Genomic DNA, 21,345 nt, shown 5'->3' with positions numbered 1-21,345 from the left:
GAATAATTCAAAATAATTTGGATAATACAATTTTGTACCGTTATTTTGCAACTGTTTAGAATTAATCCAAATAAAAATATAATAATGTTTAAAACCAGACTTTTCATTTTAACAACACTCCTGACTTTTATCGGTTTATTTTCCTATGCTCAACAATTTTCAATCATAAGTGGTACAGTAACCACCTCCGATGGTAAACCAGCCGCTTACATTTCAGTTGGCTTAAAAGGGAAAGGCCTTGGAAATGTAACCAACGAAAAGGGTGTTTTCGAAATCCAAAGAATTAAACCAGGTGCCTATATCTTAAGGGTGTCAGCCGTTGGTATTCAAAATATAGAAAAACCAGTAGTTATTGCAGCTGGCGAAAACAAAACTGTTGATTTTGTAATCAACCAAAATTCAAATCAGCTTAACGAAGTAAATATTAATCAAGGGGTAAATAAATATATCGCTAAAAAAAGTGAATTTGTTTCGAAAATGCCACTTAACAACTTAGAAAATCCACAGGTATATACTACCATTACAAAAGAAACAATGGCAGACCAGTTGGTATTTTCGGTTGATGATGCTGCCCGTAATGCCACTGGTGTTCAAAAAATGTGGGAATCGACATCTCGCGGAGGCGATGGTGGTGCTTATTATGCATCAAGAGGCTTTATTGTACAGGCAAAACTGAGAAACGGCATTGCTGGTAACGTAACCGGCCGTAATGATGCCGCTAACTTAGAAAATGTAGAATTTATTAAAGGCCCATCTGCTACTTTATTTGGTAGTACATTAACCTCCTATGGTGGTTTAATTAACCGTATAACCAAAAAACCTTTCGAAGGAATGGGAGGTGCTGTAAGCTTTTCAACAGGTAGCTACGATTTTAACCGGGTGAGTACTGATTTCAATTTCCCTGTTGATAAAGACAACCATATTTACGCCCGATTAAATACTTCTTACAATTACAAAGGTTCTTTCCAGGAGAATGTTTATGACAAAGGTTTCTTCATTGCGCCCAGCCTGTCGTATAAAGTAAACGATAAATTAGACTTTGTTTTCGATGCCGAAATTTCCAATGGTAATAGCACGCTAAAACCTTTCGTTTTCTTTTATTTCCCGGTAAAAGACCTTGGTTTTGATAGGGCCGATCAATCTGGAATAGCTTATGACAAATCATTTACCGGAGATGCTATGAAACAGAAATACAATAGCTCAAATTTCTTCGGACAGGCTAATTACAAGTTTAACGATAATTGGTCATCACATACCAGCTTTTCAAGCAACTATAGTTTCTCTAACGGCCGTGGTACTTATTTGTTCTTAGTTCCAAACAACTATCCTCCATTGGGCAACCCAACGGCTGCACCAGGTGCCGATTTGATATCAAGAGCAGACCAATCAACCGATAATAGTAAAATCTTCACCTACGAAGTACAACAAAATTTTAACGGAACATTTAATTTAGGCTCAATTAAAAACAGAGTGGTTTTAGGATTAGATTATTTACGCCAGAACTCAGATCAGCTGTTTTATTCGATCGATACTTTTGACCTTACCAACAAAGATGGGAGCGGTGCCAACTACAATAATTTTACCGAAGCCAATTTAGCGGCATTTTATGCGGCAACCCCTTACGCTACGTATCCGGTTAATTTTAAATCCAATACTTATAGTGCATATGCTTCTGATGTAATTAACTTAACAGACAGGTTAATTGCCTTAGCTGCCTTAAGAGTAGATAGGTTTGATAATAAAGGCAATTCAGACCGTGCAGGCTCAGCGCCGAAAGGTGCTTACAAACAGACTGTTTTCTCGCCAAAATTCGGCTTGGTATTTCAACCGATTAAAGATCAGCTATCCCTATTTGCCAACTACCAAAATGGCTTTAACAACATTAATGGTATAGATTATAAAGGTGATGCTTTTAAAGCAGAACAAGCGAACCAAATTGAGGGAGGGGTTAAAACCAACATCCTTAATGGCAAACTAACAGGGTCTGTATCTTATTACTACATTAAAGTTAAAGATATTGTTAGGGCTTATAATCAAGATGCCAGCAATCCTAATGCACGAATTCAGGATGGCAATAAAATTAGCAAGGGTATCGAAGCCGAAATCGTGGCAAATCCTGTTAATGGTTTAAATATTATTGCAGGTTTCGCTTATAACGATAACCGCATGGTAAACGCTTCGCCTGATGTAGAAGGAAGAAGAGATGCTTATTCGGCAGCTCCTTATTCAGCGAACTTATGGATCAGCTATAAATTTATTGATGGTTCATTTAAAGGTTTTGGATTAGGCGCTGGTGGTAATTATGCCAGCGATAATAAAATCGTAAATAGTGTTAGCCAAGGGGTATTTATATTGCCTGCTTATGAGATTTTCAATGCCTCTGTATTTTACGATCACTCAAGATTTAGGATCGGAGTAAAAGCAGACAACTTTACCAACCAAAAATACTGGACAGGTTATAGCACCATGAACCCTCAGGACCTGAGAACCTTTACTGGAAGTGTTACTTATAAATTTTAATTAAATCAATCAGGGGAAGCTGGATCAGATCAGTTTCGCCTGGTTTTAAAACCCAACCCGGAAAACATGAAAACTAAAATCTCATTAGTAGCCCTATTTCTTGCTTTTAGCATCTCGAATGTATTTGCACATGCTTTATGGATAGAAACATCGGCAACAGGAAAAAAAGGACAGCTACAGGAAGTAAAAGTATTCTTCGGCGAATACGAAAGCAACGAACCCGACTCTGCGGCAAAATGGTTCAGCAACTTAAAGGATTTTAAATTGGTTTTAACTGCTCCAAATGGTACAACAAAAGTTTTAACAAGTACACCAGACGTACATTTCTTTAAAGCTAATTTTACGCCAGAAGAGAGAGGTTTTTACAGATTATCTATTGTTCATGAAGTTGCAGCAATTTACGAGCACGCAAAAATCGAATATTATACTTATGCTAATGTTTTTGTAACTGATGGTGATGCTATTGGAGATGGACCAAAATATTCGCCACTATTCCCTGCAAATGCTTTATTTACGGTGCATTTAGATTCAGCGCCTGAGTTAGGCAAATTGGCTTCGCCAGAATTTGTATTTAATAAATCAGCATTTGTAAATCAAAGGATAAGTATGATCGATCCCAACCGGAAAAAACTGGAGCTTAAAACAGATGAATCAGGAAAATGTAACTTTAAGGTCGAAAAAAGTGGCAAATATTTTATAGAAGCTTTTAAAGAAGATAAAACGCCCGGAAAATTAAACGGGAAAAACTACGATAAAGTTTGGCATTTAGTAACCTACACTACTGAAGTTAAATAATCGAAAATTTTATAAAATTTAAAGCCAATTAGCATTTTTAAGGCTAATTGGTTCTTTTATTCATACACCTTGCTAATGGCACTAACAAAACCATCAATAAAATCAAAAAATAAAAAATCGCGCATACGACGGATCAGTGACTGGCTGCATCTATGGCTGGGCATCGCATCAGGGTTAATCGTATTTATGTTAGGCATTACCGGATGTATTTATGTTTTTCAAAAAGAAATTACCCAGTCTATTCACCGTAAGGAGATTTTTATCGAAGTTCCGTCAAATCCTAAAACCCTGCCATTAAGTGTACTACAAGCCAATGCAGAAAAAGCACTGGGAAATAAAAAGAAAATCAATTTTATATCTGCTTATAACGCACCCGAAAGGGCATGGGAACTTGGTGTTTATAAACCCGGTAACCCAAATGCATTCTGGTATTTCGATTCTATCGACTATTATGATGTCGTGCTGATTAATCCTTATACCGGAAAAGTGACTTTGGTTGCCGATTATAAATATGAGTTTTTTGGTGTAGTTAAAATGATCCATTGGAGTTTACTGATCAATCACCCCATTGGTCAACAGATTATCGGATGGTCTACCTTCATTTTTGTATTCCTGCTCGTTTCGGGCATGGTGATGTGGTGGCCTAAAAACCTTAAAAAATCGAACTTCGACAAGAGTTTCAAAATAAAATGGAAGGCCAAATTTAAACGCATTAATTACGACATGCACAATGTATTGGGCTTTTATACAATGTTAATCTGTTTAATGCTGGCTTTAACGGGCTTAGTTTGGGCATTCCAATGGTTCCAGGCAACCGTTTATGTAGTGTCGGCAGGAACTACCACACGCCCAAAAGTGGTAGAAGTTAAATCAGATTCAACCAAAACCATTACTTCAATTCCCTTTGATATTGCTTTTGAGCAAGCAAAAAAAATATTTAAAAATGAAGATCGCATTGCCATGTCGCCCGCGGGAGGCGGTACAGCAACCATTTATGCCACAGGATACCGAGGTAAAGAAACGTTTTGGAATTACGACGTACTTCAGTTCGATCAGTATTCGGGCAAGTTATTACATCGAACAAACCAATCAGAAAAAAATGGTGGTGAAACTGTAATTGGCATGAATTACGATATTCACGTAGGCGCTATTTTAGGCCTTCCCGGAAAAATTATGGCTTTTTTTGCCAGTTTAATTGCAGCAAGCTTACCCATCACCGGATTTATTATCTGGTGGGGGAAAAGAAAAAAATTCCGCAGTGGCGGAAAACTAAGCACCCTCTAATTGATAATAAAAATGAAATTTTTAAACCTAATTTTAGTATTAACTGGTATGATTACCCTTAATGCTGATGCACAAACAAAAGTTGATTCTCCGGAAGAAAAACTGGAAAAGGATAGAAAAGCAATAAAATCTTTAGCTGGTTTTTATGAGGTTAATTTTAACTACGGCGAAGTTACCGCTCCAGATCCAAACTATAAATTCAGTAAACCTTATGAAAGCCATGGTAACGAATGGGCAGAGATTATTGTAGATGAACCTAAAAGAATTGTAATTCAACACATGCTGGCCATTAACGATACCACGGTTATTAAACACTGGCGCCAAGATTGGACTTATGAAGACGCCAACATGATGCTTTATACTGAAGGTAATGCCTGGAAAAAAATTAATTTAACCCCAGCTGATGTAAAAGGAAAATGGACGCAAAAAGTTTATCAGGTTGATGATAGCCCACGTTATCAGGGCTATGGAACATGGAGCCACGTTGGTGATCACGATTCTTGGTCGAGCGAAACTGATTCTCCACTACCTAGGAGAGAATCTACCGTTCGTAAAGATTACAATGTATTAAACCGCGGAAGCAGAATTACCATCACTAAAAACGGTTGGATGTTTGAGCAGGACAATAAAAAAATTGTGCGCACTGCTAGTGGCGATAAACTTTTAGCTATTGAAAAGGGTTATGAGGAATTTACTAAAATAGATCCTAAAACTTTTGCATATGCACAAAAATGGTGGGCTAGCCAGCATACTTATTGGGCAGATGTACGTAGTGTTTGGGCTGACATTATTGGCTCACAAAATACATATAAAGTGCAAACGATGGCAAATGGCAAATTGCTTTACGAAACACTTTTTAGCCTGGGCGATCAATCTATCAAAGAAAAATGGACAGCAAGCCAGAACAAAGACAAAATTAAAACAGCTTTACAGCCCTATCTGGTAAAGTAAAAAATATTAATTTATACGTAATGGTGGTTGGTAGATTAATAGCAGAAGCTGTTAATCTACCAACCATTTTTATGTAAAGCTGGCAGGTTAATCCTTGAAATGTTGGTCGAGATTTGCAATCTCGACTGACTAAATGGTGGATTTGTAATCCACCTAAAAAATTTCTCTGAGTCTGGATTACAAATCTCTATCAATAATTATTTAACAACACTACTTTATTTTATTAAATTCCGGCATGAAAAAATTCGGTTTCTTCATCTTACTGTTTTGTGCCGTCAACAGTTTTGCGCAGGATTCTACCTACACCCGAACTATAGTAAACACCCTAACTTCAAAAACTTTTTGGGGCAGGGGCTACACCAAAGAGGGCATGAAAAAAGCTGCCGATTATATTGCTAATGTTTATCAAAAAACTGGTTTATCGCCAATGGGTACAACTTATAAACAGACCTTCAATTTCCCTGTTAACACCTTTCCCGGAAAAATGATGGTAGCCATTAATGGTCAAAAACTCATTCCCGGTAAAGATTTTATCATTAATCATGAAAGCCCGGGTATTAAACAGACAGCAGGTTTAACACCAGTTGATAGCCTTAATTATCATGCCTCATCGTCGTTACAGGTTTTATTAAAAGATAAATTAACCTGGTCTGTAGCTACTCAAGTTGGAGATGTAACTACCATTCAGCTCAATAAAAAGAGCTTTACCGCAATACCGAAAGAAATTAATGTTGATATTGAAAACAAATTCATTCCAAACTTTGAGGCAGCTAATGTTTGCGGTTTAGTTAAGGGCACTAAATATCCCGATTCACCGCTAATCGTTACCGCGCATTACGATCATTTAGGCGGTATGGGGGCTGATACCTATTTCCCCGGTGCGAACGATAACGCAGCTGGTGTGGCCACTTTATTAAGTCTTGCCAAATATTATGCCGCCAATCCCCAACCCTACTCCATTGGCTTTATCTGTTTTGCTGGCGAAGAAGCCGGGTTATTGGGATCGAGGTTTTTTGTAGAAAACCCTCTAATCCCTTTAAGTAAAATAAAATTTCTAATCAATTTAGATTTAGTCGGTACAGGCGAAGCCGGGATGACGGTTGTTAATGCATCTGTTTACCCTAAAGCTTTTGCTTTGCTGAACGCAATCAACAACCAAAATCATTATATCTCAAAAATAAACTCTAGAGGAAAGGCAGCCAACAGCGATCACTACTTCTTTACCGAAAAAGGTGTTCCGGCATTCTTCATTTATACCCAAGGAGGCCCATCTGCCTATCATGATATATTCGATAAACCTGAAACATTACCACTTACCGAGTATAAAGACCTGTTTAAATTGATCGTCGGATTTAACCAAAAACTGATGGAATAAGTTCATTTTTTATGACGAAAGCATTAAATCACGATGTAAACCGTTAATTCTCAATTTCTCCGATTGGGATAATATAATAAGGCGTTGGGATAATTAAATATAGCAGCCCAGTATGTATGCTCATCTTTGAATCAACAAAACGAAAACAAGATTCATTATGAAAGCTGTACAAAAACTTAGTCTTGCATTATTATGGTTAATGGTATTTGCCATTAAATCTAATGCCCAGAACCAAATCGAAATTGTTATAGTAGGCTCTGCCCACAACAATTCTAAATCGACACAAAACTTTCAGGCGATCATTGATAAGCTTAAAAACTTTAAGCCCGATATGGTTTTTGGCGAATACCTTCCGCAGGGCGATTACGCTAAGCTGGAAGAAAGTAACTGGGCAAAAGAATTGTTTAAAAAAGAACACGATTATCTGGAAAAATTAAATCCGGAATCACCTAAAAATATTGATGCACAAATTAAAAAAGATCGAAAAGCGCTCGCAAAATTCGCTTATTATCATAAAACAAGGATGAATTTAGCCGTTAATTATGCAAAAAACTGGGATAGAGGAAATGCTGATTATCAAATTTTTGTACTTGAAAATTATATGAAACAAAGCTTCGGAAAAGAAGAGCAAGTAATCTACACCAAGATGTTCGGTGGTATAGATTCGTTAAAAAAGATAGGTTTTTATAGGCCTGGAAGCGAATATGTTAAAATCTATTTCCCATTGATTTATCAGTTAAAACTAGATCGGATTTATAACATGGACTGCCAAACTTATGATAAACCCTGGAGCATAGCTTGGGCAAAAACAGATTCTTTATCTCAAATATTGATCAAAAGAGCCAAAGCTGATAGTAGTTCGGCCGAAGCGGCAACTATGAAAGCTATAGAAGCTTATTGGAGCTATACACCCGAAGAAGAAAAAGCCTTTAATGCCGATCCATACGCTGGCATGAATACTGTAAAATATGGCATTCTAGATGAAGCCTGGAACTTTTATGGCGGTCCTCATTTTTATGGTTATGCAGGTTTCCCTACCGAAACGGTAAAAGAGATGATTGCACAATGGACCTTAAGAAACGAAGGTATGTGTAAAAACATCGTCGAGCAGGCAAAGGCGAAAAATGCAAAAAGGGTCGTGGTCGGCGTTGGTGCTTCACACCGCAAATGGATGGAAGAAATTTTAGCCAAAAACCAAGCAGTTAAAATCATCAATTATAACGATTTGCACTAAACTAATATAGTATACGCTTTCTCAGCCCCATTGCATTAGCTTGGGGCTTTTTCGTTTTAGCCCTATGTAATTTTTTCGTTTAGTATTTGCGAAAACACCTTAAGCCATTTACATTTACCTAAAAGATTAGTTGTTTTTGGTTAAATGCAACGTTTAGTCAACTGCTATGTCTTTTAATGAACTATACTAGATCTTTTTAGTCTGTCACATTTTTTATATCGTTCGTCACATTTATCTGTACCATAAAAACATAGCACCTAATTTTAGCTTGCTTATTTAATATATATATGAAGAAACTCTTACTTTCAATCGGCCTCATCTTAGCTATTTTTAATTTATTTGCGCAAAAAAATGGAAGCATTACCGGAATTTTAGCCGACAGCGCCAATCACAAGACCACTTTAAATTATTCAACAGTTTCAGTTTACAAAGTTGGCGATAGTATATTAAGCAGTTATAAGTTATCGGATGATAAAGGTGTTTTTAAAATCGGTGGTTTAACCATAGGCATAAAATACCGCTTAGTGGTAACGGCATGGCAATATGGAACATACCGAAAAGAGGTAGAGCTAACGGCAGCCAACCCTACATTAAATTTAGGTACCCTTTATCTTTCTGTTAGGGCGAATGACTTAAGTGAAGTTATAATTTCAGGAGAAAGACCACCCGTAATTGTACGGAAAGATACCATTGAATTTAATGCTGAATCTTTTAAAACCTTGCCATCAGCAGTGGTAGAAGATCTACTAAAAAAGCTTCCGGGCGTTGCCATTGCAGCCGACGGTTCTATACAGGTTAATGGCAAAGCAGTTAGTAAAATTTTAGTAGATGGAAAGGAGTTTTTTGGTGGCGATCAGCAGATTGCGACCAAAAACCTACCCGCTAATATTATAGACAAGGTGCAGGTGGTTGATGATAAACAGGCCAAAAGGCGTGATCCGGATTTAACGGCAGCAGAAATACCTCAAATTATCAATTTAAAGCTGAAAAAAGCGATTAAAAAAGGAGCCTTCGGTAAATTATATGCTGGCGGAGGTTTAAAAGACCTCTACCAGGCCGGTGGATTAATGAACTTCTTTAGAGATACCACACAGGTAAGTATATTGGCTTATGGCAACAACATCAATCAGCCAGGCTTTAACCCCAATGATGTGCAACGTATAGGTGGGTTTAACAGAAGCGGTGTAAACTCTATGATGATGACCTCAGGAGGTTATTTCGAGTTCAATGGTATTAGTTTTGGAGGAAGTTATAATGGTGTTCAGACTTCATCCGGAGGTGGCTTTAACTTTAATACTTTAACCAAAAAAGGAATCAAAATTAATACCCAATATTTCTTTGGCCGTTCGGATAATCTTCTGGAAAAACTCACCAACACCAACCAAACACTGGGTACCGACGGGCTGATTACCAACGCCAATGAAAATACCAATTCCCTTATCCTAAAACACAATATTGGTGGAAAATTAGATTGGCAAGTCGATTCCTTAACGCAACTGACCATCGAACCGGCTATTGTGCTCAGCTCCAACAACTCGGTAAGCCAGATATTTTCAAGCAATAATAATGCGAATAATCAGCTTATCAACAAACTCGAGAATTTGAATGACCTAAATACTTCGAGCAACCAATATCAATTAAGGGCCGACTTTAGTAAAGATTTTAAAAAAGCAGGGAGATCTTTCAATATGGGCGTCGATATTTCTGCAACCCCGAACCCTGTTATCAATTACAACAGGAGCACAAGTGTTTTTTACATCACACCGTCTACTTCAGAAATCGATCAGTTAAGGAACAATACCATCGATAACTTCAGGTCTTATCTCTATGGCAACTATACCGAACCCATTAGCAAAAAACTGAATTTTAAAACGGATATAAGCGGCAATATCATCAATAACGAAAATGCACTAGGCACTTTTTACCGCAATCCGGCTAACCAGTTATACGATATTGTAATTCCGAATTTGTCGCAAACAGTTAAACAAGCCGGCTTCAAAACCAACACAAATATCAGCCTTGGGTACAAAGTAACGAAAGATCTCTACCTTCAACCAGGATTGGTGCACAACTACATTTCGTTAAACAACCGCTTTACCAATAGCGAGGACATTGATCAGCGTTATAACTTCGTATGGCCAACATTTCAATTGAAGTACAAAATATTCCGCTTTAACTATTCTGCCAGGTTTACAGAGCCCAATGTTAGCTATCTTCAGCCTGTGGCAGATAATACCAATGCATTTTATATCAGGAACGGAAATCAAAACCTGCTTCCGGCAAGAACGCAGAACTTAAGCATGAACATGTATAAATATGACCCTAAAAGCTTAATCAACTATAATCTATATGGTTATGGCAATTTTACCAAAAATGGTATCGTCAATAGAATTACCATCAATAATGGCGTGCAAACGGTTAATCCAATCAACATGAGCGGTATTTATAACTTTCAGGGTGGGGCTAACATTTCAAAAGACTTCAGGAAAGATAAAACAAGCTTAAAGGTTGGGCTGGGTTTCTGGGCCAATTTTGATCATAGTCCTGTTATTGTGAACAATATCCAAAGTAATGCGAATGTATTTTATGTAGGGCCAAATGGAAGCCTGAGGTTAAATCTGAACGATAAGGTTGAGATTAACCAGTCGTATTCGGTAAACCTGAACAGGAGCAGATACGAGGATAGTTTTTACACTAACATCAGTTACAATACCCACCGAAGTACATCTGAGCTGATTATCCGTTATCCCAAAAAACTGGTTTTCGAAACCAACTATTCTTTAACCATCAATGACCAAAAAACTGCAGGCTATAACAACAATATCAAATTCTGGAATGCTGCCCTTACTTACCTATTCATGAAAAACGACAGGGCGCAATTAAAGTTCTCTGTGAATGATATTTTGCAGAGCAATGTACGCAGGAATATTGAGATTACGGGCAACCGCGTTATTGATACGCAGAGTAATAACCTCGGTAGATATGGTATGCTTACCCTTACTTATAATATCCAAAACTTTGGACAAAAAGTTGGCGGCCGGCAAACGTTTTTCAATTTTTAAAGTGTGCTGTCATCCTGAATGTTAAACTCCGGGGTCTGTGGAGACACAGACCTCGGCGAAAGCTCTTCTTTTCAATTTTTTTTTATTATTTATAGAGATGCAAACCGCGGAAATGAGTATAATATGCGCTATAATTAAAGATTCTTCACTACGTTCAGAATAACAGATTTAATTTATTTTACAAAAATAAATCCGCCAACAACTCATACGATTTTATCCGGTCTTCAAAATGTTCGGTAATGGTAACGAGCATCAGTTCATCTACACCATAATCAACAGCTAGTTTGGAAAGCCGCTCTTTTATTACTGTTGGCGTGCCATAAATCATCCGCGGTTTATTGGCATTAATCCGTTCCTGTTCCACAGCGTTATAACTGATATCTTTAATATCATTCCAACCCACTGAGGTTAATCCTCCACCCTTTTCTAGCTGGAGAAAACGATACCCCATTAAAGCCTCCTGCTGCTTTATCTTTTCTTCATCTTCTGAGCAGAAAACAAAAAGTGCCACATTTTCAACTGGTTTTGCTAAATCAACCGAGGGTTTAAAATGTTCCCGGTAGTATTGAACAGCCTGTGGGCCTCCATGTGGATTAATAAAATGCGCAAAAGAAAAGCCCATTCCAAAGTGGGCAGAAAATAAAGCACTTTGCCCACTGCTGCTTAAAAGCCATTGCTGTGGAATGGTTTCAGCAATTGGTATTGCCTTTATTTTTGCTTGGATACCGCCATCAGAGGTGTCATGCAAATAATGTTGCAATTCGCGCAGTTGTTCTACAAAATCCTGTTCACTCCAATTGTTTGAAGGGTTAAGCATCGAAGCCGTAATACGGTCGGTACCAGGTGCCCGGCCCATCCCCAGGTCGATCCGGTTAGGATGCATCACCTCCAATAAACGAAAACTTTCTGCAACTTTTAACGCGCTATGGTTAGGCAGCATAATGCCGCCAGAGCCTATCCTTAAGGTTTTGGTATGATTGGCCAAATGGGCAATCAAGATCTCGGGTGTCGAACCCGCTAAACTGGTGGTATTGTGATGTTCTGAAACCCAAAAACGGTGGTACCCCAACCTTTCAGTTTCTTGTGCAAGAATAGTGGTTTCTTCAATGGCACGACGGGCAGTAACGCCTTTGCGAACCGGTGATTGATCTAAGACACTTAGCTTTATTTTTGTATTGCTCATAATTCGTATATAACAAATGTATGAGCCAACTAATTTAAAATATGGGCATGAAAAGCTTTATGACTTTAAGATTATTGCGCTAAAGTCAATTTGACCAAATACTGATCTTCTCCATCATCAAAAATCAATTCAGCATCCCATCCCGTTTCTTTTGCCGCTTGTTTAATGGTTTCTTCATCTATATAAATCCAATTAAACCAGTTGCCTTTTTCGCCTTTATATTCGTATTGATAAGATACCTCTCCATAATACTTATTTTGCGGTTTGGGCATATCTTCATATAAATAAGCAATATCAGAAGAATCAAAAATCACCTGTCCGTTAGGGTTGATGAGATCTTTTAATTTGATCAGAAAATCTTTAAACCCAGGCAAAGTTCCTGTTAAACCGATACCGTTCATCAGCATAATAATGGTATCAAATTTCTCCTTGTATGTAAAAACATCCTGTACGAATGCTTTTTTTACACCACGGTTTTTCATAATATTAACCGCTGCTTCCGAAATATCAATAGCCGTAACATCGATATTAAAGGCCTGTAAAAGTAGAGCATGGCTTCCAACACCGGCACCAATATCCAATACCTTGCCATTGCACATGTGCAATGCCTGAAGCTCTAGAACGGGCATATCTTCATCATCCCTGAAAAAGAATTCTAAAGGCATTTCTTCAGGCTCTCCATACGAATTGTGTAACCAAAGCGTATCAGCCTCGCCTGTTCTGTAAATATCAGTTAACGCTTTACCAAAAACATCCATGTGGCAAAGATAGGGAGGAAAGCTGAAAGACTAAAGCTTAAAGAAAATGAGCAGTAAAAAACCATTATTACAACAAATAGGTTATAAGTTAGTCGGGATTTGCAATTCCATCTTAAGAGCGAAGGATTTACAATCCTTCATTAAGTCAGATTAAAAACCGGACACGGAAAGCCGGATTGCAAATCTGGACCAACAATTTCACTTAACAATTTTACTCCAACTCAAATACCTGATGGTATTCGGGTATGACTACATGTTTAAATCCATTATCTTTTAATCTCGTGGCAAAATGTTGTTGTACTTCGTATTCTCCATGTACCAAAAACAGCTGTTTAACTTTAGCAGGATCCTGGCCCGATAAAAAATGCAATAAATCTTCATAATCACCATGTGCACTCATCGATTTAATCGATTGTACTTCAGCTTTCACTTCGTATTCCTCACGAAAAATCTCTACTACTTTTTGGCCCGCAATTAACTTGCCACCAAGCGAATTTGGCTCGCAGTAACCCACCATTAAAATGGTATTTTTGGGATTACCAATATTATTACGGATATGATGCTTTACCCGGCCAGCCTCTGCCATACCCGATGCAGAAATAATTACACAAGGCCTTGGATCGGCATTTAAAGCTTTAGATTCTTCTACACTTTCAATAAAACGCAGGCCTTTAAAAGCAAATACATCATGATCGATTTTTAAAGTTTCCTTAACACCATTATTATATACTTCAGGGTGGTTTTTAAGAATTTGGGTTGCTTTCGAAGATAAAGGACTATCTACATAGTACGGAACATCAGGCAATTTACCCTTTAGTTCAAGCCCATTTAACGCATAAAGTAATTCCTGAGTACGGCCAACGGCAAAAGCTGGAATAATTACTTTCCCTTTTTTAATTTTGCAGGTATTGTTAATGATCTCAAAAAGCATGTTTTCGATTGGATCGAGGTCTTTATGTAATGAATCGCCATAGGTTGATTCCATTAAAATATAATCGGCCTGATCAAACTGTTGCGGGCTTTTTAAAAGCAGGTCGCCATAACGGCCAACATCGCCAGAAAAAGTAATCCTGGTCGATTTTCCATCTTCCATAATAGTAAGATGTACCGCAGCACTGCCTAAAATATGGCCAGCATCTGTAAATTTCAAAAGTACTCCGGGTTCAATCTCGAAATCCTCTTCATAATCTACAATCTTCATCTGGCTCACCGTTTTGGTAACATCTTCTTCTGTATAAAGTGCTTCCTCCATTTCTTCGCCATGACGGAGGTGACGGTTGGCATATTCGGCATCCTGCATCTGGATCTTTGCAGAATCCATCATCAATATGCGGGCAAGATCCATAGTTGCCGAAGTACAAAAAATCTCACCTTCAAATCCTTCTGCAACCAGTTTAGGCAATAATCCACAATGGTCTATATGTGCGTGTGATAAAACCATGTAAGTAACCTTTTTGGCATCAAAACCAAAAAAATCATTTAATTTATCCGTAGCGCGCCCCATCCCCTGGAATAATCCACAATCTAATAAAATCTGGGTACCGTTTTTTAAGGTAATAAGGTGCTTACTCCCCGTAACGGTACGGGCGGCACCATGAAAAGCAATGTTCATCAAGATGGTGGTTAGAATATATATAGCATAAAAATGCCGGATATTTCCGGCACTTCCAATTCTTTATGCATTTATTTCTGCTATTTTATCTTTCACCTTATCGGCTACACCGCTTGCTTTATCTGCCAAACCTGCTAATTTACCTTTTGAGCTATCTAAAATATCAGCTAACCAATCTGATACTTTACCTTTTAAATCGTTGCCAGAATCTGAAGATAATGCCAACGCGATTGTTGCGCCAAGTGCAGCTCCAGCTAATACGCCTACTATAATTTTTGTCTCTTTTTTCATGTTCTTAGTGATTTACTTATTAAACATATTTAACCCACAGGTGTTTTTATTTTTTTCATCTCACAAAAACCAATCCACAATGAAGCACATTTTTTTTATAGACCTAGATAATACCATTTATTTTGCCAAGGCAAATGAAGAACAGTTGATGGGCGAATTATACCGTTTTTTAGAAAAATTGGATTTAGGCATCAGCAAAGAAGATTTTCAGCTTGCTAAACAGGAAATGTTGAGGACGCCTTTTCTAAAAATGGCTAAAAAATATGGTTTTAAGCAAGAAGTGATGCCTGAAATTATTTCGTACCTCGAGAATAGGGAAGTAACCAAACCTTTAAAACCAAGCAATGATTATCATCATATCAAAAGCTTAACTGGCCGGAAGTTTATTGTAACGGCGGGTTTCCGAAAACAACAAATCTCAAAAATTAAGATGTTGGGCATTACTGATGATTTTGAGGAAGTACACGTAGTGGATGTTTCTATCACTAATAAAAAGAAAATTTTTGAAATGTTGATTGATCGCCATCATTTTAACAAAGAGGATATATTAATTATTGGCGACGATGCCGAATCGGAAATCAAATTTGGGCTGGAACTGGGGATCAGCACCTTTTTACTCGATCCTGAAAACCTGCATCCAAATGCCGAAACCACTTTTAGGGGGAATGATTTGAGCAATCTGCATACAGCAGCTGGGCAGTAATGTGGGGTTATAATTTCCGTATTTAATAAATCAAAAAAAAGGAGGCACTATTTTATGGTTGATTGTTACCATATTAACCTAAATTTATTCTTTGCACTTAATTAAAAATACTTAGTTTTATCTTACAGCTAAACTAAAAAATGGCGATTAAACCTCTTCAGAATGAAAAAGAGTTGCTACTGGAAATAGCAAATGGCGATGGGATTGCCTTTGCCGAATTGTTCCGTGCCTATCATGGTCCTTTAACCAAATATATTTATACCATGCTAGAATCTGTAGAAATCTGTGAAGAGATGGTACAGGATATATTCTTGAAGATATGGGAAAACAGAGAAATATTACCTAAACTGGATAAGTTCACCGCTTATCTTTTTATTTTGACACGTAACTATACCATCAGTGCTATTCGCCGAATGGTTAAAGATAAAAAACATAGCCAGTTGTATGCTGAAGAAGTATTAAGCCTTAATGAGAGTGAAGAAATTTTTAATGTAGACCAGGAATATCAGAATATTCTTGTCAAGGCTATTGCAGAATTGCCACCCTCTCAACAAAGGGTATTGCAACTTCGCCAGCAGGGGCTAAAAAGCAGGCAAATTGCAGTAGAAATGGGAATATCTATCGAATCTGTTAAAAAATACCAGCAATGGGCAACCAAATCGGTATCCAAGTTTCTAAAACTACATACAGCAATAACCATCTCTGTCATCCTGAGCATGAATTAAGTATTTTTTTCTGTCTTTATTTTTTTTTATATCCCGTTTTCTATTTCTCTGCGTCTTTAGTAATGATTCGCTAGAATCCTAACCAGATATGACTGAAAACCAGAGATTGAATCTTTTATTCAATCGGCAATTGCAGCACTTAAATTCTACTGAAGAAAAGGAAGAATTTCTATTGCTGATGGCCGATCCCTGTAATAAAGAACAGGTTAAACGATTGCTTAAGAGCTATTGGGAAGCGTTTGATGAAAATCAATTTAGTCCGGCTGCTTTCCTGTTTGGCGATGGCGGAGAAATCCTCTCTAAAATACAAAGTGAAAATATTTATCCCTTAACACAACCTCAGCGAAGGCCGAAACGTTGGATAGGAATTGCAGCAGCATTAGCGATCATTATATTCGGTGCCAGCCTCTTTTATTTAAAGCGAAGTACCGATTTAGCCAGTTTGGCCGATACAAATACGCACATTACGCCTGGCTCAACAGGTGCAACACTTAAACTGGCTAACGGCAAAACAATCAAATTATCTGATGCGGTAAATGGTGAGCTTGCAAGTGAGGCTGGTGTAACCATTACCAAAACTAAAAATGGCCTGTTGATTTATGAGATAAAAGGAACTACACTTCCTGATCAAATCAATACGCTCTCTACCAACAATGGAGAAACCTATCAGGTCCGTTTGCCTGATGGGTCTCTGGTTTGGTTAAACGCCGCATCCAGTCTTTCTTATAACACGGCTTTGGTTCATTCCGGAAAACGCTCAGTTAACCTGGTTGGAGAGGCATATTTTGAAATTGCAAAAGATAAAAAACATCCTTTTATTGTTAAAACAGGTACACAGGAAGTGGAAGTATTGGGCACACATTTTAATGTAAATGCTTACGCCGATGAATCTACAACAAAAACCACATTACTTGAAGGAAGTGTTAAAATTAAAAATAAGACGGATCAAAAAATTATTGTTCCGGGAGAACAGGCAACAGTCAATAAGGATAACATTTCAGTTGATAAAGTAAACACAGAATATGCTATAGCCTGGAAAAACGGCGTTTTCCGCTTCACTGATAAGACCCTGGAGGCTGGTATGCTCGAAGTTGCCAGATGGTACAATGTGCAGGTTATTTATAAACGGCCAGAACTGAAAAATGAACTACTGGGCGGGCGGATTTCCAAATACGCAAACATTAATCAGGTGTTGAAGAAAATGGAACTGGCAAAAGCATTCAAGTTTACGGTAAAAGGGCGCGAAATCATTGTAGAATAACAAGAACCAATTAATTATTATATCAACTTAAACTAATCAATTAAAAAAACCAGACATGAAAAAATCAGATTACTATTAACAGAAAGCTTCTTTCAGGTGAGGTTAAAATAAAAACTGGAAGTGCGACCAACACTTCCAGCAAACGACTTGCCTGAGTAAAACTAGTTTGCAAACTATTTTTTTAACCTAAAACAAGACAAACCAAATGTATAAATTTTACCTAAGAATATTAGGGGGCTATTCCTTTATACCTAAAATCCTGCGATTTATGAAATTAACGACGTTATTACTCTTTGTAACGATCATGCAGGTCAGTGCTGTCAGCTATGCACAAAGACTAACATTTAAACAGCAAAACGTGAGTATTGTAAGGATATTTGAAGAGATTGAGAAACAAACGGGCTACGATGTTTTCTATCTTCCGAAAGTATTAAAAACCAGCCGCACCCTCGATGCTGATTTTAACAATACCCCATTAGACCAGGTCATGAAAATTTGCCTGATGAACCAGCCACTGGCATTTACGATTGATGAGCGAACAATCGTGATCACAAAAAAAGAACAACCGGTACCCGATCAAAGGTCAGTTGTACCCAAACCCGTTCTTGAACAAGCCAAATATAAGGTTAGCGGCACAGTGAAAGATGAATTAGGTTTACCTATTTCAAGCGTTACTGTACGGGTACGACATACTAAAAATGGCGTTTTAACAGATTTAAATGGAAAATATGCCATAGATGTTGAAGCTACAGACTCGCTTGAATTTATTTACGTGGGGTATAAACGTGTTGAAGTAGCTGTTCGAAACAGAGTAGATATCGATGTCATCTTGGAGCCAGAATCAGGAAGTTTGAACGAAATTGCCGTTATTGGCTTTGGACGACAGAAAAAGGTAAGTGTGGTAGGTGCCCAAGCTACTATTAAGCCCGAAGAGCTAAAACTCCCTGTAAGGGATTTAACCTCCGCACTGGCCGGACGTCTTGCAGGTGTAATATCTACGCAACGCGGCGGAGCACCAGGTGCAGACGGAGCAGATATTTTTATCCGCGGTATTGCAACTTTTGCCAGTAGTCCTCAATCTCCGTTACTCGTGGTAGATGGTGTTCCTGATAGGCCAATCAACAACATCGACCCTGAGGATGTAGAAAGTTTCACCATATTAAAAGATGCGACGGCTACCGCAGTGTACGGTACAAGAGGGGCCAATGGCGTAATCCTCATTAATACCAAAAAAGGTAAAATAGGAAAACCAAATATCAATGTGGAGCTAAACAGTTCGCGCTCAAAATTTACGGAGCTTCCGGAATTTATAGATGCGCCCACCTTTATGACTTTGTATAATGAAAGCTTATCAACCAGGGGAAGAACGCCACAATACGATCCGGCTGTTATAGCGAAACATGCCAGCGGAGAAGATCCCGATTTATACCCTAATGTAAACTGGTACGATTATCTGTTTAATGATTTTTCGAGTGCCAGCAGAGCCAATCTGAATGTAAGCGGTGGTGTAGATGCTGCCAAATATTATGTATCGGCCGGTTATTACACAGAAAAAGGAATGTTTAAACAGGCCGAAGCACAATCTTTTAATTCGACACTAAAGCTTGAAAGGTTTAATTTTAACAGTAATGTAAGTGTTAAGGTAACCAAAAGTACCAATCTTGAACTCGGAGTTAATGGATTTATTACCAATTATAATACACCATCAGCTGGTGTAAATGCAATTTTTGATTATGCCACACAGCAAGCGCCGCATGTGGTACCTCCAATTTATTCGAACGGCCAGTGGCCCAAATATCCCGGTGTTCCATTTAACCCCTACTACTACCTAGTTGCCAACGGCTATTCAAACACCTATTCAAATACTGTTAGAAGTAACATCAAAGTAATTCAGGAACTAGACTTCCTAACCAAAGGACTATCCTTCTCAACCATGTTTGCTTTCGATGCTGTTAACGGAAGCAGCTTAACCCGGTCAAGAACCTTGCAATCCTATCTGGCTACTGGCCGAGATGCAAGCGGCAAGCTTATTACCAGAATAGCAGAAACGGGTTCAGACGTATTGGGCTTTTCGGCCGACCGCAACAGTAACAGAAGATTTTATACCGAAACTTCCCTTAACTATTCGAGAAAATACGGTAATCATGATGTTTCAGGTTTATTACTTTTCAATCAATCCGATTACGTGAATGGAAATGCGACCGACTTGATCAGCTCTATACCATTCAGGCAACGTTCGTTAGTTGGAAGGGCAAATTACGGCTATAAAGACAAGTATTTTATTGAGACCAACTTTGGTTATTCAGGATCTGAAAACTTTGTTCCGAGCAAACGTTTTGGTTTCTTCCCTTCAGTTGGTGCAGGCTGGGTAGCTTCGAAAGAGAAGTTTTTTGAACCTGTTAAAAATATTGTATCTTATCTGAAATTCCGCTATACCTATGGCTTAACAGGTAACAGTAATACCAATTCCCGCTTTTTATTCTTATCAACCTTAGGTGATGCATTTTCATATACTTTCGGTATTCCAGGGGCAGACAGAGGCTATACCGGCTACCAGGAAAACAGAATCGGCAGCGACGTACAATGGGAAACCGGTTTCAGGCACAACCTCGGTATCGAAATCAATTTCCTAAAAGATGATCTTCAACTGATTGTGGAGTTATTTAAGGAAAAAAGGAACGGCATCTTACTTCAAAATTACACTATTCCATATATTTCCGGATTCACGAACACCAATATTCCTTATGTAAATGTGGGTAAAACAGCAAACCGTGGTATCGATCTGACTTTAAACTACAATAAGAGCTTCAGAGATGGATTTGTAACTTTCAGGGGAACCTTCAACATGAATGAGAACAAGAACATTTTTGATGGTTTACCACCATGGCAATACCCATGGCTTAACCGTACCGGGCACGCTATTGGTCAGCGTTTTGGTTATGTAGCCATGGGACTATTTAAAGACCAGAATGAAATTGACAATGCACCTACACAAGCAGGAAATGTACGTCCGGGCGACATCCGCTATAAAGATTTGAATGGAGATGGTATCATTTCTACATTTGACCAACAAGCCATTGGTTATGGTAGTATCCCAAGAATTTTATATGGATTAAACATTGGGGCAGGCTATAAAGGATTTGATTTTGTGCTCTTTTTCCAGGGCGCTGGTCAGGTTGATTTCAGCTATAATGGTGGTACAGGAACAACACCTTTCTCTCAGGGCGCTACTTTTGGAAACATGTATACCAAAATAACGGATCGCTGGACGGTAGAAAACCCTAATCCAAATGCGTTTTATCCACGCTTATCCACCAATCAGGATGTTACTACAAATTATGATTCCAGTACCTGGTGGGTTAAACGTGCAGATTACATCCGCTTAAAAAGTGCAGAAGTGGGTTATACTTTTGGTATAAAGGCATTGAGCAAAGTTGCCGTTAAAAAGCTGAGAATTTATGCCAATGGGACCAATCTGCTAACTTTTTCAAAATGGAAATTTTGGGATCCGGAACTGGGCGATGGCCGTGGGGCATCTTATCCAAACATTTCAACTTTCAATTTAGGTTTACGTGCTAATTTTAACTAATT

Annotated in this window: 15 protein-coding genes; 11 read left to right on the top strand and 4 right to left on the bottom strand. The window is 38.1% G+C overall.

The features are described from left to right. Positions 1 to 84: 84 nt before the first annotated feature. The 7 genes from HDC90_RS08160 (at position 85) to HDC90_RS08130 (ending at position 11,221) form a co-directional block, all read left to right on the top strand. Positions 85 to 2,520: a TonB-dependent receptor gene (locus tag HDC90_RS08160; protein WP_184465475.1), complete on the top strand. Its 2,436-nt coding sequence runs from the start codon at positions 85 to 87 to the stop codon at positions 2,518 to 2,520. A gap of 66 nt (positions 2,521 to 2,586) precedes the next feature. Then, on the top strand, positions 2,587 to 3,315 hold the full coding sequence (locus tag HDC90_RS08155) for a DUF4198 domain-containing protein (protein WP_184465474.1): 729 nt from the start codon (positions 2,587 to 2,589) through the stop codon (positions 3,313 to 3,315). 75 nt (positions 3,316 to 3,390) lie between these two features. Continuing rightward, positions 3,391 to 4,599 (top strand): PepSY domain-containing protein, encoded by a 1,209-nt coding sequence (locus HDC90_RS08150; protein WP_184465473.1) that lies wholly within the window; start codon positions 3,391 to 3,393, stop codon positions 4,597 to 4,599. A gap of 12 nt (positions 4,600 to 4,611) precedes the next feature. Further along, on the top strand, positions 4,612 to 5,550 hold the full coding sequence (locus HDC90_RS08145) for a DUF6607 family protein (protein WP_184465472.1): 939 nt from the start codon (positions 4,612 to 4,614) through the stop codon (positions 5,548 to 5,550). A gap of 235 nt (positions 5,551 to 5,785) precedes the next feature. Next, positions 5,786 to 6,925: a M28 family metallopeptidase gene (locus HDC90_RS08140; RefSeq protein ID WP_184465471.1), complete on the top strand. Its 1,140-nt coding sequence runs from the start codon at positions 5,786 to 5,788 to the stop codon at positions 6,923 to 6,925. Between the two features lie 157 nt (positions 6,926 to 7,082). Further along, complete coding sequence (locus HDC90_RS08135) at positions 7,083 to 8,159, top strand: DUF5694 domain-containing protein (RefSeq protein ID WP_184465470.1); 1,077 nt, start codon at positions 7,083 to 7,085, stop codon at positions 8,157 to 8,159. Positions 8,160 to 8,446: 287 nt separating this feature from the next. After that, a complete protein-coding gene (locus tag HDC90_RS08130) occupies positions 8,447 to 11,221 on the top strand; it encodes an outer membrane beta-barrel protein (protein ID WP_184465469.1) in 2,775 nt (924 codons plus the stop codon). A gap of 178 nt (positions 11,222 to 11,399) precedes the next feature. Here the strand turns inward: HDC90_RS08130 and HDC90_RS08125 are convergent, their stop codons facing one another. The 4 genes from HDC90_RS08125 to HDC90_RS08110 all read right to left on the bottom strand — a co-directional run bounded on the left by HDC90_RS08125 (position 11,400) and on the right by HDC90_RS08110 (position 15,065). Continuing rightward, a complete protein-coding gene (locus HDC90_RS08125) occupies positions 11,400 to 12,404 on the bottom strand; it encodes an LLM class flavin-dependent oxidoreductase (RefSeq protein ID WP_184465468.1) in 1,005 nt (334 codons plus the stop codon). Positions 12,405 to 12,475: 71 nt separating this feature from the next. Next, on the bottom strand, positions 12,476 to 13,162 hold the full coding sequence (locus HDC90_RS08120; protein WP_184465467.1) for a bifunctional 2-polyprenyl-6-hydroxyphenol methylase/3-demethylubiquinol 3-O-methyltransferase UbiG: 687 nt from the start codon (positions 13,160 to 13,162) through the stop codon (positions 12,476 to 12,478). 211 nt (positions 13,163 to 13,373) lie between these two features. Further along, positions 13,374 to 14,774, bottom strand: coding sequence for an MBL fold metallo-hydrolase RNA specificity domain-containing protein (locus HDC90_RS08115; RefSeq protein WP_184465466.1), 1,401 nt, complete (start codon positions 14,772 to 14,774; stop codon positions 13,374 to 13,376). 63 nt (positions 14,775 to 14,837) lie between these two features. Next, positions 14,838 to 15,065: a YtxH domain-containing protein gene (locus tag HDC90_RS08110; RefSeq protein WP_184465465.1), complete on the bottom strand. Its 228-nt coding sequence runs from the start codon at positions 15,063 to 15,065 to the stop codon at positions 14,838 to 14,840. Positions 15,066 to 15,144: 79 nt separating this feature from the next. Between HDC90_RS08110 and HDC90_RS08105 the strand changes: the two genes are divergently transcribed. The 4 genes from HDC90_RS08105 (at position 15,145) to HDC90_RS08090 (ending at position 21,343) form a co-directional block, all read left to right on the top strand. Further along, positions 15,145 to 15,768 carry an HAD family hydrolase gene (locus HDC90_RS08105; protein ID WP_184465464.1) on the top strand — a complete coding sequence of 208 codons (624 nt, stop codon included), beginning with the start codon at positions 15,145 to 15,147 and terminating at the stop codon, positions 15,766 to 15,768. Between the two features lie 140 nt (positions 15,769 to 15,908). After that, positions 15,909 to 16,493, top strand: coding sequence for an RNA polymerase sigma factor (locus HDC90_RS08100; protein WP_184465463.1), 585 nt, complete (start codon positions 15,909 to 15,911; stop codon positions 16,491 to 16,493). A gap of 88 nt (positions 16,494 to 16,581) precedes the next feature. Further along, a complete protein-coding gene (locus tag HDC90_RS08095; protein ID WP_184465462.1) occupies positions 16,582 to 17,754 on the top strand; it encodes a FecR family protein in 1,173 nt (390 codons plus the stop codon). 268 nt (positions 17,755 to 18,022) lie between these two features. Then, a complete protein-coding gene (locus HDC90_RS08090) occupies positions 18,023 to 21,343 on the top strand; it encodes a TonB-dependent receptor (protein WP_184465461.1) in 3,321 nt (1,106 codons plus the stop codon). Positions 21,344 to 21,345: the final 2 nt, after the last annotated feature.

This window comes from Pedobacter sp. AK013 (assembly GCF_014205835.1).
GTDB lineage: Bacteria > Bacteroidota > Bacteroidia > Sphingobacteriales > Sphingobacteriaceae > Pedobacter.
Note: the sequence above shows the minus strand (reverse complement) of the source record. Positions and strands in the feature narration are given on the sequence as shown.

What these genes read in the sequence shown, in the direction of transcription:
- HDC90_RS08090 (WP_184465461.1), top strand. Translation starts at nt 18,023, where the DNA reads ATGAAATTAACGACGTTATTACTCTTTGTAACGATCATGCAGGTCAGT.
- HDC90_RS08130 (WP_184465469.1), top strand. Translation starts at nt 8,447, where the DNA reads ATGAAGAAACTCTTACTTTCAATCGGCCTCATCTTAGCTATTTTTAAT.
- HDC90_RS08155 (WP_184465474.1), top strand. Translation starts at nt 2,587, where the DNA reads ATGAAAACTAAAATCTCATTAGTAGCCCTATTTCTTGCTTTTAGCATC.
- HDC90_RS08145 (WP_184465472.1), top strand. Translation starts at nt 4,612, where the DNA reads ATGAAATTTTTAAACCTAATTTTAGTATTAACTGGTATGATTACCCTT.
- HDC90_RS08110 (WP_184465465.1), bottom strand. Translation starts at nt 15,065, where the DNA reads ATGAAAAAAGAGACAAAAATTATAGTAGGCGTATTAGCTGGAGCTGCA.
- HDC90_RS08150 (WP_184465473.1), top strand. Translation starts at nt 3,391, where the DNA reads ATGGCACTAACAAAACCATCAATAAAATCAAAAAATAAAAAATCGCGC.
- HDC90_RS08095 (WP_184465462.1), top strand. Translation starts at nt 16,582, where the DNA reads ATGACTGAAAACCAGAGATTGAATCTTTTATTCAATCGGCAATTGCAG.
- HDC90_RS08160 (WP_184465475.1), top strand. Translation starts at nt 85, where the DNA reads ATGTTTAAAACCAGACTTTTCATTTTAACAACACTCCTGACTTTTATC.
- HDC90_RS08125 (WP_184465468.1), bottom strand. Translation starts at nt 12,404, where the DNA reads ATGAGCAATACAAAAATAAAGCTAAGTGTCTTAGATCAATCACCGGTT.
- HDC90_RS08115 (WP_184465466.1), bottom strand. Translation starts at nt 14,774, where the DNA reads ATGAACATTGCTTTTCATGGTGCCGCCCGTACCGTTACGGGGAGTAAG.
- HDC90_RS08135 (WP_184465470.1), top strand. Translation starts at nt 7,083, where the DNA reads ATGAAAGCTGTACAAAAACTTAGTCTTGCATTATTATGGTTAATGGTA.
- HDC90_RS08100 (WP_184465463.1), top strand. Translation starts at nt 15,909, where the DNA reads ATGGCGATTAAACCTCTTCAGAATGAAAAAGAGTTGCTACTGGAAATA.
- HDC90_RS08105 (WP_184465464.1), top strand. Translation starts at nt 15,145, where the DNA reads ATGAAGCACATTTTTTTTATAGACCTAGATAATACCATTTATTTTGCC.
- HDC90_RS08140 (WP_184465471.1), top strand. Translation starts at nt 5,786, where the DNA reads ATGAAAAAATTCGGTTTCTTCATCTTACTGTTTTGTGCCGTCAACAGT.
- HDC90_RS08120 (WP_184465467.1), bottom strand. Translation starts at nt 13,162, where the DNA reads ATGGATGTTTTTGGTAAAGCGTTAACTGATATTTACAGAACAGGCGAG.